Below are 13,442 nucleotides of genomic sequence, written 5' to 3' on the forward strand. Positions count from 1 at the left end.
CCCATGGTCTTACGACTCGTGTGGAGGACTCCTGACCCCTGTCACGCTAATCAGCGATGAACCAGAAAAAAGGGGCGCCGGGGTGGCAATCGCCAGCGCCCAAGGTCGTGACAACTCGGAGGGATGGTGAGGGATTGGAGGAGCGAGACAGCCGATCAGACGCTCGTCGTCTCGGCATCGTTGACGGCCATCGCTGCGGAGCGGCCGGCTATTGCGCCCATGACCACGGCGCTGAGCAATCCATTGCCGGACATATATCCGCTATCGCTGGCACCGGAGACACCACGAGCTGCGCCGCCGCCTGCATAGAGGTTGGGCAGCGGGTGGCCTTCGGTATCGAGTACACGGCCGTCGGTCGAAATCTCAAGGCCGCCCTGGGTATGGAAGAGGGCGCCGGTCACACGTATGACGTAGTAGGGCGCGGCCAGACGCAGTTTCGGGTCGAAGCGACGTCCGAATCGATCTGTGCCCGCCTCAGCTTGCAGCCGTTCCATTTCGTCGAAAGTGGCGCGTGTGTCCTCTAGCGGCAAATCCAGTCCTTCGGCCAGCGCCTCCGCCGAGTCGAAAACCCGCACGGCGCCGGTGTTGAACGCGTAATGATAGTCTTCGAACTGCAGCACCTGCTCATGGATGCGGGCGTCGAAGATGTTGAAGGCAATGCCCTCCGGTTGCTTGAGGACGACGGCGGCCTGTTCGGAATAGCCGCCGTGTTCGTTGGAGAATCGCCGCCCTTCACGGTTGATCTGGATACCACCCTGCATCATTACCGCCCAGGAAATCAGCGTCTGGTGCGGCCAGGCTAGGGAGCCATGACCCTGGTAGGCGCCCATGTCCTTGAGACTGGCGTTCATGGCTTCGCCCCAAAGGACGGCTTCGCCCTGGTTGCCTTTATGACCGAAGTAGAGCGCATCCTTCATCTGGGGGATGTGGCGAGCGATCAGGTCGGGGTTGCCCCCGTAGCCATTGCAGGCGAGCACCAGGGTCTGGCAGCCCAGCTGTTCAATGGCGCCGTCGGGTCGGCGGTAGGACAGGCCGTGTACCCGTTTTTCCTCGTCGGTATGCAACGTGATGACCTGGGCTTCGGTGAGGACATCGAGCCCTGCCTTCTCCGCGGCATTAAGCAGGCACGCCATCAGCTCTTCCCCGGTCCGCCGCGGTGTGCAATGCATGCGCATTCGGCTGTGACCAGGGTAGAGGAAGCCCTCTACCAGTTCGAACGGGATGCCATGCTCATCGGCCAGCCACTCAACGATTTCGCCCGAGGCTTTGGCCAGCTGGGCGACGATTTCCGGGTCGGCTTCATGGTGTGTCTTGCGCAGGATGTCCGCTGCCATGATGTCCGCAGAGTCATCGACACCCGCGTCCTTTTGGAATCGCGTTCCCGCCGCCGGCACGAAACCTGAAGACATGAAAGTACTGCCGCGCGGTATGGCGTCACGCTCGAGGACGACGGCGTCGATACCCATCGATTTGGCCGCCAGGCCAGCGACCAGTCCGCAAGCACCGGCGCCGATGATCACCAGTGGCAGTGAAAAGTCGAAGGAGCGGGTTGCACCATCCAGCTTGACGTCTGCCATGGTTCAGTCCTCTTTTGCAGTCTGCGCGGTGAATGCATCCAGGATCTCACCAGCGGGCGCCTGCCAGATGTCATCGCGGCCGGCGATGTATTCGAGCACGGCTTCCAGGCTGCTGATACGGTGGGGCTGGCCGATCAGCCATGGGTGGATGTTGAGAGCGAGCATGCGGCCGCCCTGGGTTGCTGCCTCTTCCAGCAGGAAGTCACAGGCATCCTTGACCTGTTCGACCCAGGAATCCTCGGAATGGAGGTTCTGGCCAATCACGAACTGATCTTCGAGTTCGGTGGACAGGGGCATCATGGTCAGCGGGCCGTTTTCGGTCCTGAACGCATAGGGCATGTCGTCGTTCACCCAGTCGCAACAGTATTCGATGCCGTTGGCCGCCAGGAGGTCCGGCGTGTTCCAGCTCTGGTTCTTGGCCGGGCTGAGCCAGCCCCGGACGGAGCGTCCTGTCAGTTCCTGCAGGGTATCGACAGAGCGCTTCACCAGCTCTGCTTCCTCGTCCTTGTCCTGACCGCCGTAATGCAGGTGATCCATGTTCCAGCCGTGGCAAAGGATCTCGCCGTCGAATGCCAGCAACTGCTCCAGCAGGTAGGGCGTGTCCTGCGCCAGTTGGGTGTTGATGGCGAAGGTCGGGCGGATGCCGAAGCGCTCGAACGCCTTCAGGCAGCGGTAGATGCCAACCCGGTTGCCGTAGTCACGGAGGGTGAAATGCCGCAGATCCGGGTAAGGCATTTTCATGCCGTTGGGGACCTTGAACGGCTTGCCTTGCTGGTTGAGCGGATAGAATTCTAGAGACGTATTGATCCATACCGCCAGGGGCTTGTCACCAGGCCAGGTAACGGCTGGCCGATCGGCCAGCATCGACCAGTCATAGCGTTCATGGTCGTTGCCGTAGGCGCGCCAGGGGTACTCGAGATAATCGTTGTCGAGGCTCATTTCACACTCCCCTTTTTCCGTTCGATATCGTCCAGCGCGGCATCGTAGTAGTGCTCAAGGTAGTAGTCGGCGATTTCCCGACCAGTCGCTACCCAGACGTCGCTGTGGCCGGTGATGTACTCGAGGACTTCTTCGAAGGCCTTGATCCGGTGCGGACAGCTCACCTGGTAGTTGTGGGTAGGGATGCACATGACGGTGCCGGATTCCTCGCCTTCCTGATATAGACGGTCGAAGTGGCGTTTGAGGATTTCACCGTAGTGGCGCGGTTCGACTTTGTTGACCGCGTAAACGATGGTGTCGTTCATCTCCAGTGAATAGGGGATCGAGATGAATCGCTTGCCACTGCGTACCGACACCGGGGTGGGCTGGTCGTCATGGAACAGGTCGCAGGTGTATATGCCCGCCTCGTCGCCGAAGAGTTCGGTGCCCACTTCGGCAAACAGGTCGAGTGTGCGTTCCGAGTGGGACAGGGCGGGCGCGAGATACCCGGCACATTTCTGCCCGGTATGGCGATAGATGGTTTCGATGGAATCGCGAATCATGTCGCGTTCCTGCTGCTCGCTCAGGCCGTAGGTATAGCGGGTGTTGTAGATGCCATGGCTGAAGAGTTCCCAGTCGCGCTCCTGGCACATCTCGATAATCTCGGGGTAGTGCTCGCACAGGGCGACGGAGAGGGAGACGGACCCGCGGATACCGTATTTGTCGAGCAGCGCCATCTGGCGGCGGTGACCCACGCGGTTGCCATAGTCGCGGATGGTATAGCCCGGGAGTGCGGGGCTGGGCTGGGGCCAGGCCTTCCGGTAGGGGTTGTCCGGCGGGTCCAGCTCATAGAATTCGATATTGGGCGCGACCCAGAAGGCGACCTTGGCGCCGTTGGGCCAGCGGATCTTGGGGCGGTCCTTGTAGGGCCAATAATCGTAAACGCCAAGACTCTCTTTCATAACCTTCCGCCTCTTGATGAATCTGGGAGGTGACAGCGAGGGATGCCCCACCCCTCGCTCCCCGTCGGGCTGTAGCGGCCGTTACGCTTTTTCGGCGGCCTGCTGGTCCAGCCAGTCCAGCGCGCTCTGGACCTTGACCACATCCGCGTACTTCAGGTGCAGATCGGTCAGGTTGGCGTAGTGGTAGCTCTCGTGCTTGTCGGCCACGCACTCTTCCGGAACGATCGTACGGTAGCCGCGCGAGAGGCTCTCGACCGCCGTCGCCCGGATGCAGCCGGAGGTGGAACCGCCGGTAACGATAACGGTGTCCACCTGGTGCCATACCAGCAATGACTGCAAGGGCGTCTCGAAGAAGGCGGACGGCATGCGCTTGGTGTAGACGACGTCCCGGTCGTAATCGATGTTCACGCGCTCGTCGAAGGCGGCGCGATCAGACCCGTACTTGATGTTCTGGAGAGAGTCTGGGGTATCGGTACGCGTGCCCCACACGCCGGCGTCTTCGGCCGAATCCAGGAACGCGACGTGGGTCCAGACGACCGGCCAACCCAGCCGGCGGAAACGTTCGGCGAGGGCGTTGACGTATTCCAGCTGACGCGGATCGGTCTCATAGGCGGTCTTGTAGAGGTCGGTCCGGGTATAGGCCTTTTGCGGGTCGACGTTCACCAGCACCGCTTTCTTGCCAAAACCGAAAGGAACCCGCTGCGGGTTCGCCATGACGTCAAAGAAGATCTCTTTTGCGGTTTTGTCGGTCGTTTGCATCGTGTACCTCGTCTATTCGGGATCCGCCTGTCTCAGCGTGCGCTATCTTCGTAACGCTCGCCCAGTTCAAGCATCGTTTGTGTGCCCAGGTAGTCGTTCAGCTGTTTGAAGTCGAACATCTGGTCGCGGAAATTGTCGGTGGTTCCATCGGCTTTCAACGTTTCGAAGAAGCGGGAGGCCATATGGGTCAGTGCGCGAACCAGTGCGCCTGGAAAGATCACCATCGAGAATCCCAGCGATTGCAGGGTGCTGGCATCCTGCAGCGGCGTGTCGCCGCCCTCGACCATGTTGGCCATGACCGGAATGCGACCGCCGAACTGGCCCATGACCTGCTGTACCTGATCGGCCGAACGGATACCCTCGACGAAGATAACGTCGGCGCCGGCCTCGTAGTAGGCATTCGCCCGCTCGAGCGCGCTTTCCAGGCCTTCCGCAGCGATGGCATCGGTACGACCAATGATGAGGGTCTGATCGCTATGGCGGGCATCGAGCGCCGCCTTAACCTTGCCGACCATTTCACCGGTGCTGACCAGGGTCTTGCCCTGAAGGTGTCCGCAGCGCTTTGGATAGGTCTGGTCTTCCAGCTGGATCGCGTTGGCGCCGGAGCGTTCAAGCATGCGCACACTGCGCATAACGTTCAGCGCGTTGCCGAAACCGGTATCGCAATCAACGACGATGGAAATATCCGTGCGCTCGCGGATATGTGCAAGCGAGTCGTTGACCTCGGTCAGGCTCATCAGGCCAATGTCGGGGCGGCCCAGTTTGGTGTAGGCGATACTGGCACCGGAAAGATAGACGGTGTCGAAGCCGGCCTGTTCGGCCAGGGAAGCGCTCAGTGCATCATAGACGCCTGGCGCCACCACAATCTCCGGATTGTGCAGCTTGTCTTTAAGGGCCATCGACGGGACGGCGTTTTGGGTTGCTGGCATACAAGTTTCCGTTCGGTTTTTGATTATAGGCGGCAGCGGGTCTGGCGTACTGCCGGTCATGAACTGGTTTGGCCTTTGGCGCCGAGCGAACTTAGGGGCGGGTGTTGGCCAGATCGTTCCACACGTCCTGGCGGACCAACCGGTCGTGGACGATTTCGAACCGGTCGATAAAACGGACGCCATCGAAACGCTCACCATCCGGCCACTCGCCCGACAGCGTTCCAGAAACGAACACCACCACCTTGTTCATTTCGTAGCTGACATTGGTCGAGGTGATGGTCTTGTCGACGTAGCGATAGCGGTCCTTTGCCCAGTCCACCAGTTGGCGCAGGGAGGAAAGTTGTCCGCTACCGGGAAAGGTCATGACGAAATCATCGGCAAGACATTCATGGGCGCTCCTGAGATCGCGCTTCTGCATCGCCTCCAGATAATCATGGACCAGCGCTTCCGGATCCCGGGCTTCGGGGCCGGGCTGGCGAGAGAGGCCGCCGCGGCTGTAGGCCGAAGGATCGACTTCGTTGAGCCATACCGTGATAGCTTCGGGTTTGGCCCGGGTTGTTCCCCTGATGACGGCCGTCAGCGCGCGCATCAGGCGCATCTTCAATTCGCCGCTATACCCCGATAACAAATTGACCTGTAGCATTGGCATAACGGATCCTTCTGCAGTGATAGGCGCGGTTCGATGCCTTCACTTGAATGTTTCATTGTTCTATACATAATACATTTATATGTTCTACGAAGATGAGCTGTCAAGTCTGGGATGGCTCCAGAAACTGTGAGGCAAGTTAAATGGTGACATCCTTATCCGCTAATGGGCCTGGTGGTACCAAGTCGCATCAGCTGTTTCTTCTATTGAAAGACGCGATCGTCAGCGGTCGGATGAGCCCGGGCTCGAAAATACCGGGCGAGCTGAGGTTGGCCGAGGAGCACCAGGTATCCCGGGTCACGGTGCGTCGGGCCCTGGAAGCCCTGACCGAAGAAGGGCTGATCAGCCGGAAGCCGGGGGTCGGCACGCTGGTCTGCGAGCGCCCTGTGGGCGCGACCGTTATGAGTGCGAGCGTCTCCAACCTGCTGCCCAATATGGTCAAGCTGGGTGAGAGTTCCCGGGTGCGCCTTCTGGAGTTTGGGTACGGGTTGCCATCCGAAACCATTCAGGGGCGGCTGAAACTGGCGCCCGGCGAGCGAACCCAGCGTTCGATCCGGGTGCGTCTCGCAGAAGACAAACCTTTCTCCTACCTCACAACCCATGTTCCGGAGCACATTGCGCTGAGCTACGACGAAGCCGATCTGGCGACGACGCCCCTGTTTGCGTTACTTGAACGAAGTGGTGTGCATGTGGACCACGCGACCCAGAGCATTTCCGCAGTACTTGCCACCAAGGACGTGGCCGAGGCCCTCGACGTGTCAGTGGGCTCACCCTTGATTTCCCTCACCCGTGTTGTCTTCGACAAGAATGGCCAGGGCGTGGAGTACCTCCATGCGCTCTATCGGCCTGACCGCTACCGCATCGAGATCGATCTGAGCCGGGCTGGCGACGAGGACGAGCGCTACTGGCAGCCGATGGCTACAACGAAATCCTGAATGCCAAGCCATGCTTCCGTGAGTTGACATCTCTGAAAGGAGTGGTATACCTTCATATGTATTCAAAATAATACATTTGAAGATTTCTATAAGAGACATTTGGGTCGGTCCCCGAACGGGTATCGAGCCACTCACTGATGAGCACTGATTAGAGAGTCGGGCATGGCAGGCAAGACACTGTTTGACAAAATCTGGCAGGCACACGAGATCTGCCGGAACGACGAGGGGCAGTCATTGCTCTGGGTGGATCGCCACCTCGCGCACGAAGGGTCCTTTCACGCCTTCAATAAGCTGGCCGAGCGGGACCTTGCCGTTCGCCATCCCGAACAGACCATCGGCATTGCAGATCATTATGTGCCCACCATCGGCCGCGACTTGATTGCCGTCCAGTCCAAGGTTCGCAACGTCATTGAGCAGTTGGTCGAGAACACCCGTCGCCACGGGGTCAAGCTGATCGGTCTGGACGACCCGCGCCAGGGTATTGTCCATGTGGTCGGGCCCGAGCAGGGCATCACCCAGCCCGGCCTGCTCATGGTGTGTGGCGACAGCCATACGTCCACCCACGGGGCGCTTGGCGCGCTGGCCTTCGGTATCGGTGCCTCGGAAGTCGCCCATGTGCTGGCCACCCAGACCCTCTGGCAAACCAAGCCCAAGCGCATGCGCATCCGTATCGATGGCGCGCTCGCACCGGGCGTGACCGCCAAGGACATCGCGCTCGCCTGGATATCGATTCTCGGCGCCGACGGAGCGCGGGGTTATGCCATCGAATACGCGGGTGAGGTGATCGATGCCCTGAGTGTCGAGGCGCGTCTCACGCTGTGCAACCTTTCCATCGAAGGTGGTGGCCGGTGCGGGATGATTGCGCCCGACGACAAAACCATCGATTACGTCAAAGGGCGCCCGTTCTCGCCGGAAGGCGAGGCGCTCGAAAAGGCGGAGATGTATTGGCGCACGCTATACAGCGACGCTGATGCTGAATTCGACCGCGAGGTGATCCTCGACGGCCGGGACGTCGCGCCGACGGTCACCTGGGGCGTCTCGCCTGAAGAGGCCCTGCCCATCGATGGCGCCGTGCCCGATCCTGAGGTTGCCGGATCCGAAGCCAAGGCGCGGCAAATCCGGGACAGTCTCGACTATATGGGGCTCAAGCCCGGACAGAAGCTGACCGATATCCAAGTGGACAGGGTCTTTATTGGTTCCTGCACCAACGCCCGCATCGAAGACCTACGCTCGGCGGCAGAGGTCTTGCGTGGCAAGCGCTGCAAGGTCGGCGGCATCGTCTCTCCCGGTTCTACCCAGGTAAAAGCGCAGGCTGAGCAAGAGGGCCTGGACAAGGTCTTCACGGATGCTGGGCTGGAGTGGCGGGAATCCGGATGCTCCATGTGCGTAGGCATGAACGGCGATCTCATTCCCAGCGGCGAGCGCTGCGCCTCCACGACCAACCGTAACTTCAAGGGCCGCCAGGGACCCGGTGCCCGGACACACCTGATGTCGCCGGCCATGGTGGCGGCCGCCGCCATCAGCGGTCATCTCACCGATATTCGCGATCTGCAGGGGTAAGTCGTTATGGAACCTTTGGTGAAAGTCTCATCGCCGGCGTGCCCGCTGCCGCTCGAGAATGTCGATACGGACCAGTTGATCCCGGCCCGGTTCATGAAGGAGTCGAGGGCCAAGGGCTACGGCGGCTTCCTGCTCCACGACCACCGCTTCGACGCGGAGGGCAAACCCCGGGACTTTATCCTCAATCACGAACAGGCCGCCGGCTCGGAAATCCTGGTGGCCCGTCGAAACTTCGGTGGTGGCTCCTCACGGGAAGCGGCGGTATACGCCATGGTCGATTTCGGCTTCCGTTGCGTTGTTGCGCCGAGTTTCGGCGATATCTTTGCCTCCAATGCGGTCAACAACGGTTTGTTGCCTGCCGTGGTGAGCGAAGCGGATGCCGAGCGTCTGTTGGACGCGCTTGCAGGCGAGCCCAGGCCGGTCACGGTCGATCTGAAATCCCAGGCCATCACGTTTCAAGGGGGCGAGGTTTCGTTCGACGTAAACCCGACCTGGAAGGAAAAACTGCTCAACGGTTGGGACGACATCGACCTGACCCTCGCCAGGACGCCGGACATCGAGCGGTTCAGGGAAGACTATCTGGACCAGTACCCATGGCTGGCCTGATATAGATATTTACTCCAATAAAATCAAATAACTGCCGACAGCAAAAACAACCATTCGAGGTTATTATGAAAAATCCAATTCGTACACTGACGGGCGCTCTCTCTCTATTCCTGGCACTGAATGCGTCGGCCGAAGAACAGCAGCTCAAGGCTGTTCACGCGTTCCCGACATCGCTGATCTACACCCAGAGCTTTCTCGACTTCGTTGATGAGGTCAACGAGAAGGGGAAGGGCGTCATCAATATTCGCGTCCTGGGTGGTCCGGAGGTTATTGGCCTGTCCCAGCAGCCCACTGCGGTGCGTAACGGCGTGGTCGACATGGCCTACACGGCCGCCAGCTTCTACGCCGACAAGCTCCCGGAACGCGATGCGCTGATCTCATCCAACACCAATGCCATCTACGCCCGTGAATCCGGTGGTCTCGACCTGCTGAACGAGATCCACCAGAAGAAGATGGGTGTCTACTATCTGGGCTGGTTCGACAGCGGGGTTAAGTACAATCTTTACACCGTGAACGAGCCTAAGCTGGATAACGAAGGCAACCTGGATATGTCCGGCATTCGCCTTCGCAGTAACCCGGTCTACAACGCATTCTTCACCGATTACCTGAAGGCCCAGCCCATCAGTCTGCCGACCACTGACGTCTATTCGGCCCTTGAGCGCAGCACCGTGGATTCAACGGGCTGGACCCAGATCGGCATGAAGGACCTGAACTGGGACAAGTTCCTCAACTACCGCATCGATCCTGCATTCTACTCAACGGATATGGGTGCCATCGTCAACCTCAAGAGCTGGAACAAGCTGAGCGACGAGGCAAAGGAAATCCTGCAAAGCGTGGCGATCAAGCATGAGCGGGAAAGTGCCGAAGCGTTCGATGCCCTGGCCAGTAAGCAGCAAGCCGAGCTCGATGAGAGCGGTATGACGCCCTTCGTGCTGAAAGGCGACGCCGCTGATACCTATCTCAAGGCAGCCAAGGAAGCGTCGCTGAACCGTATGCGCTCCCACATGGAGCGGCAGCCGGGCGGCCTGGAGAATGCCAAGGAGCTGGTCGAGAAATTCAACGAGCCGCAACAGAACTAATCGACCGACGCCCGGCGCCTGCCGGGCTGTCTCCTTATCCCGGCGAGTGTTCCTATGTCTTCGTTAAGTCGATTCTACAACAGGCTTATTGATGCCATGGCCTTTCTGGCGGCTGCGCTGCTGGTATGGCTCATGGTGGCTGTGGTGCTGTCTGTAGCTATACGAAATCTCGGATTTCAGCCGCCCGCGTGGCTGTTCTCCTCAACCGAATATTCGATGTTCTACCTGACGTTGCTGGGCGCGCCCTGGCTCGTACGGGAAAAAGGGCATGTGTACATCGAGGTTGCGATCAACCGCCTGCCTCCGCCGTTGCTGAATAGCCTTTCGAGACTCGTCATGTTGATCTGCGCCGTTATCAGCTTCGTGCTGGCCTGGGTGGGTCTGGAGCTCGTGCTGCAGAATATCGAAAGCAACGATTACGACGTCCGCACGTACTTCGTTCCCATGTGGATATTCACGGTGACCTACCCGGTCAGCTTCCTGCTTATGGGGATAGAGTTCACCCGCTTCATGTTCTCCAAAGAAACCTTCCACAGTTGCGAAAACGGGGACGCGTAATATGGCCTGGCATGAATCCTTGTTTTTCCTGCTGTCGTTCGTGCTGATCCTGATGCTGATCGGGGCGCCCGTCGCGTTTGCGTTTATCGGTGCAAACCTTGTCGGCGCCTGGTACTTCATGGGCGGCAACGCCGGGCTGACCCAGCTACTGAACAACGGTTTTGGCGCGCTCTCGAACTTCGGCCTGGTGCCGATTCCCTTGTTCCTGCTTATGGGCGAGCTGTTCTTTCGCACCGGTCTCGGGATGCGAATGTTCAATGCCATCGATCAATTGATGGGGAAGGTGCCCGGTCGTCTGTCTTACGTGACAGTGGTTGGCGGTACGGCCTTTTCCACGCTGAGTGGTTCCTCCATGGGATCGACTGCGCTGTTGGGCTCGCTGCTGGTGCCGGAAATGGAGCGTCGCGGCTACAAGAGCTACATGTCGATCGGCCCGATTCTCGGTACTGGCGGGCTTGCGATCATCATTCCGCCTTCCGCGTTGGGCGTCCTGCTGGCCACCCTGGCCAAGATCGATATCGGGGATGTGCTCATCGGCGGTATCGTGCCCGGCGTCCTGCTGGCGCTGCTGTATATGGTGACCATCTGGCTGAAGACCCGGTTCAGACCGGATGCTGCGCCGGCATACGAAGTCCAGACCGTATCCCTCGGGGAGAAGCTCAAGATATTCCTGCGGGATATCCTGCCGATGTTGAGCGTCATTGTGATGATCGTGGTGATGATGCTGACCGGCTTCGCCACGCCATCGGAATCGGCGGCTTTCGGCGCCCTTGGCGTGATCGTCCTGGCGCTGGTTTTCGGCGAGCTGTCGTTGAGCGCGTTCAAGCTATCCGTTGCCGGCGCGCTGAAAGTGACCTTGATGGCATACCTGATCGTGTTCGGGTCCGCCACCTTCAGCCAACTGCTTGCCTTCTCGGGCGCCTCCAGCGGGTTGATTTCCTGGGCGACCAGCTTTGACCTGCCGCCGCTGCTGATGCTGGCTTGCATGTTCCTGGTGCTGCTGGTTCTAGGCACCTTCATGGAGGCGATCTCCATCATGATGATTACCGTGCCCTTCTTCTTCCCATTGGCGCAGTCGCTGGGTTTCGACCTGGTGTGGTTCTCCATCATTACGCTGATTGCGCTGGAAGTGGGCTTCTCGACGCCGCCCCTGGGCCTGAACCTGTTCGTTATGAAAGGTGTGGCGCCACCGGGAACGACCATGAAGTCGATATACCTGGCTGCGATTCCCTATATCGCCTGTTCTCTCCTGCTCGTGGCCTTGCTGGTGGCTTTCCCCGGCATCGTCACCTGGCTGCCCTCGCTCGGCTAGAGGCGTACGACGTGGCCGGGCGATACCTTTCGGGGGCCGCCCGGCCTTTTTCTGCAACGGTCGTCGGCCAGGTTCGGCTTCCTTCCAACTTCCCCCCTTCCCGCCATCGCTGTGTCTGCGATATCGATCGCCTTCCTCCTGTATCAAAAAGATACAAAAATGAGTCTATAAAACCGCTTTTAATTGTATTGTAAAAAATACAAGTTCATGTAGTATCAAAATCGTGAGTCAATAAGAAGAAATACTGAGAGGTCTTGCGTTCCACCAACTCAGAAAAACGAACGCGACGACTCACCCGCCGACTTCTCTAAGCCAAACCAACAACGATATATAGACACAGTCACTGGGGGGTTTATGCTCTTAAACACTCGTAAGAACCTGCTCGCGCTTTCCGTGGGTACACTGTCTTTGCTGGCCGCTTCCTCACTTCAGGCGGCGGATCTCACTGTCAATAAAACAGACATTGATCTGTATGGTTATGCAAAGCTTGACCTGATCTATGACGTCGACGCCGATCTGGGAAATACCATTATCCGCAGCAAGATCCGTCTCGATGACGAGGACGGGGTCGACGGCCATACCAATATGCACGCGTTCCAGAGCCGTCTGGGTCTCAAGACCTCGACACCGGTTGCCGGCGATACGCTGAAAACCGTCATCGAAGGGGATTTTTACGGCAATAACGGTTTTGGCGGCGGCGGCGGCGAATTCCGCCTGCGTCATGCCTACGGCACCTGGAACGGTATCCTCGCCGGTCAGACCTGGAGTAACTTCGGTAACGTGCTGAGTCTCTACCAGACCGTTGATTTCAATGGCTCATTGGGTCAGGGCGGTGGACGCCAGGCGCAGGTTCGTTATACGACCGGGCCTTTCTCATTTTCTGCTGAAGATCCGGAAGGTAGCGGTGCGGCCGGTGGTGACATCCAGGCCGACGGTACCAACCAGTATCGTCTGCCTGACCTGACCGCCCGCTACCAGAGCAGTGTAGGACCGGTTAAATACGCTGCAGCGGCGCTCGTACGTTTCCTCGAATACGATGCAGAGGGCTCCGATACCGCCAATCCGAACTGGGATGACGATAGCGCCACGGGCTGGGGTCTGATGGTGGAGGCCAATACCAAGCTGACGGATAGCATCACCATCCGTGGCTCTATCAGCCACGGCGACGGTATCGGCGGCTACATTTACCTGAGTCCCGCAGGCCCGGGTTATGTCGACGGCGATGGCAACCTGGAAACCATCGAAGCGACCGGCGGCGGCGTGAGCATGACCGTCAACGCAGGCCCGGGTGCATTCAACCTCGGCTACGGCCTGGTGATCGCTGATCTGGATGATGGCTATGAGAGCGGCGACATTGCGGCCACGACGGACGAGCGTTATAGCAGCACCTTCGTCAACTACATCTGGTCGCCGTTCGAGCAGCTCACCTACGGTGTGGAAGCGGGCTACCACACACGCGAACAGGTGAATGGCGACGAAGGTGACGCGGTCCGCCTGCAGGCCATGATTCAATACGGCTTCTGATTGGCGAAGGCATAAGTTGCGTCTTTCCTGACGAGTTGCTGACTCTTTTGGCCTCGGGCATTGTCCCGGGGCCTTTT

Annotated in this window: 13 protein-coding genes; 7 read left to right on the top strand and 6 right to left on the bottom strand. The window is 59.2% G+C overall.

Features of this window, described 5'->3' with window-relative positions; all coding sequences use genetic code 11:
- Nucleotides 1–155: 155 nt before the first annotated feature.
- The 6 genes from RE428_RS02860 to RE428_RS02885 all read right to left on the bottom strand — a co-directional run bounded on the left by RE428_RS02860 (nucleotide 156) and on the right by RE428_RS02885 (nucleotide 5,794).
- Nucleotides 156–1,577 (bottom strand): FAD-dependent oxidoreductase, encoded by a 1,422-nt coding sequence (locus RE428_RS02860; RefSeq protein WP_004579046.1) that lies wholly within the window; start codon nucleotides 1,575–1,577, stop codon nucleotides 156–158.
- A 3-nt stretch (nucleotides 1,578–1,580) separates the two neighbouring features.
- The gene (locus RE428_RS02865) at nucleotides 1,581–2,516 is read right to left on the bottom strand and encodes a polysaccharide deacetylase family protein (RefSeq protein WP_004579045.1); all 936 of its coding nucleotides are present in this window, start codon (nucleotides 2,514–2,516) and stop codon (nucleotides 1,581–1,583) included.
- Nucleotides 2,513–3,457: a polysaccharide deacetylase family protein gene (locus RE428_RS02870; protein ID WP_004579044.1), complete on the bottom strand. Its 945-nt coding sequence runs from the start codon at nucleotides 3,455–3,457 to the stop codon at nucleotides 2,513–2,515. Before RE428_RS02870 ends, RE428_RS02865 begins: the two co-directional genes overlap by 4 nt.
- Nucleotides 3,458–3,538: 81 nt before the next feature.
- A complete protein-coding gene (locus tag RE428_RS02875) occupies nucleotides 3,539–4,216 on the bottom strand; it encodes an isochorismatase family protein (protein ID WP_004579043.1) in 678 nt (225 codons plus the stop codon).
- Nucleotides 4,217–4,248: 32 nt separating this feature from the next.
- On the bottom strand, nucleotides 4,249–5,145 hold the full coding sequence (locus tag RE428_RS02880) for an isocitrate lyase/PEP mutase family protein (protein ID WP_004579042.1): 897 nt from the start codon (nucleotides 5,143–5,145) through the stop codon (nucleotides 4,249–4,251).
- 91 nt (nucleotides 5,146–5,236) lie between these two features.
- The gene (locus RE428_RS02885; protein WP_040882272.1) at nucleotides 5,237–5,794 is read right to left on the bottom strand and encodes a nuclear transport factor 2 family protein; all 558 of its coding nucleotides are present in this window, start codon (nucleotides 5,792–5,794) and stop codon (nucleotides 5,237–5,239) included.
- A 140-nt stretch (nucleotides 5,795–5,934) separates the two neighbouring features.
- Here RE428_RS02885 and RE428_RS02890 point away from each other — a divergent pair, with 140 nt between their 5' ends.
- The 7 genes from RE428_RS02890 to RE428_RS02920 all read left to right on the top strand — a co-directional run bounded on the left by RE428_RS02890 (nucleotide 5,935) and on the right by RE428_RS02920 (nucleotide 13,365).
- Complete coding sequence (locus RE428_RS02890; RefSeq protein ID WP_004579040.1) at nucleotides 5,935–6,726, top strand: GntR family transcriptional regulator; 792 nt, start codon at nucleotides 5,935–5,937, stop codon at nucleotides 6,724–6,726.
- Between the two features lie 162 nt (nucleotides 6,727–6,888).
- Nucleotides 6,889–8,286: a 3-isopropylmalate dehydratase large subunit gene (gene leuC / locus RE428_RS02895; protein WP_004579039.1), complete on the top strand. Its 1,398-nt coding sequence runs from the start codon at nucleotides 6,889–6,891 to the stop codon at nucleotides 8,284–8,286.
- Nucleotides 8,287–8,292: 6 nt separating this feature from the next.
- On the top strand, nucleotides 8,293–8,892 hold the full coding sequence (gene leuD / locus RE428_RS02900; RefSeq protein WP_004579038.1) for a 3-isopropylmalate dehydratase small subunit: 600 nt from the start codon (nucleotides 8,293–8,295) through the stop codon (nucleotides 8,890–8,892).
- A 65-nt stretch (nucleotides 8,893–8,957) separates the two neighbouring features.
- Nucleotides 8,958–9,971 carry a TRAP transporter substrate-binding protein DctP gene (dctP, locus tag RE428_RS02905; RefSeq protein WP_004579037.1) on the top strand — a complete coding sequence of 338 codons (1,014 nt, stop codon included), beginning with the start codon at nucleotides 8,958–8,960 and terminating at the stop codon, nucleotides 9,969–9,971.
- 54 nt (nucleotides 9,972–10,025) lie between these two features.
- A complete protein-coding gene (locus RE428_RS02910) occupies nucleotides 10,026–10,529 on the top strand; it encodes a TRAP transporter small permease (RefSeq protein ID WP_040882270.1) in 504 nt (167 codons plus the stop codon).
- A gap of 1 nt (nucleotide 10,530) precedes the next feature.
- The gene (locus tag RE428_RS02915; protein ID WP_004579035.1) at nucleotides 10,531–11,841 is read left to right on the top strand and encodes a TRAP transporter large permease; all 1,311 of its coding nucleotides are present in this window, start codon (nucleotides 10,531–10,533) and stop codon (nucleotides 11,839–11,841) included.
- A gap of 354 nt (nucleotides 11,842–12,195) precedes the next feature.
- The gene (locus RE428_RS02920; RefSeq protein WP_004579034.1) at nucleotides 12,196–13,365 is read left to right on the top strand and encodes a DcaP family trimeric outer membrane transporter; all 1,170 of its coding nucleotides are present in this window, start codon (nucleotides 12,196–12,198) and stop codon (nucleotides 13,363–13,365) included.
- The last annotated feature ends 77 nt before the right edge of the window (nucleotides 13,366–13,442 follow it).

This window comes from Marinobacter nanhaiticus D15-8W (genome assembly GCF_036511935.1).
In the GTDB taxonomy this organism is placed as follows: domain Bacteria; phylum Pseudomonadota; class Gammaproteobacteria; order Pseudomonadales; family Oleiphilaceae; genus Marinobacter_A; species Marinobacter_A nanhaiticus.

Coding starts and splice junctions, on each gene's coding strand:
- leuC (WP_004579039.1), top strand. CDS start 6,889: ATGGCAGGCAAGACACTGTTTGACAAAATCTGGCAGGCACACGAGATC.
- RE428_RS02920 (WP_004579034.1), top strand. CDS start 12,196: ATGCTCTTAAACACTCGTAAGAACCTGCTCGCGCTTTCCGTGGGTACA.
- dctP (WP_004579037.1), top strand. CDS start 8,958: ATGAAAAATCCAATTCGTACACTGACGGGCGCTCTCTCTCTATTCCTG.
- RE428_RS02885 (WP_040882272.1), bottom strand. CDS start 5,794: ATGCCAATGCTACAGGTCAATTTGTTATCGGGGTATAGCGGCGAATTG.
- RE428_RS02860 (WP_004579046.1), bottom strand. CDS start 1,577: ATGGCAGACGTCAAGCTGGATGGTGCAACCCGCTCCTTCGACTTTTCA.
- RE428_RS02910 (WP_040882270.1), top strand. CDS start 10,026: ATGTCTTCGTTAAGTCGATTCTACAACAGGCTTATTGATGCCATGGCC.
- RE428_RS02880 (WP_004579042.1), bottom strand. CDS start 5,145: ATGCCAGCAACCCAAAACGCCGTCCCGTCGATGGCCCTTAAAGACAAG.
- RE428_RS02875 (WP_004579043.1), bottom strand. CDS start 4,216: ATGCAAACGACCGACAAAACCGCAAAAGAGATCTTCTTTGACGTCATG.
- RE428_RS02915 (WP_004579035.1), top strand. CDS start 10,531: ATGGCCTGGCATGAATCCTTGTTTTTCCTGCTGTCGTTCGTGCTGATC.
- RE428_RS02865 (WP_004579045.1), bottom strand. CDS start 2,516: ATGAGCCTCGACAACGATTATCTCGAGTACCCCTGGCGCGCCTACGGC.
- RE428_RS02870 (WP_004579044.1), bottom strand. CDS start 3,457: ATGAAAGAGAGTCTTGGCGTTTACGATTATTGGCCCTACAAGGACCGC.
- leuD (WP_004579038.1), top strand. CDS start 8,293: ATGGAACCTTTGGTGAAAGTCTCATCGCCGGCGTGCCCGCTGCCGCTC.
- RE428_RS02890 (WP_004579040.1), top strand. CDS start 5,935: ATGGTGACATCCTTATCCGCTAATGGGCCTGGTGGTACCAAGTCGCAT.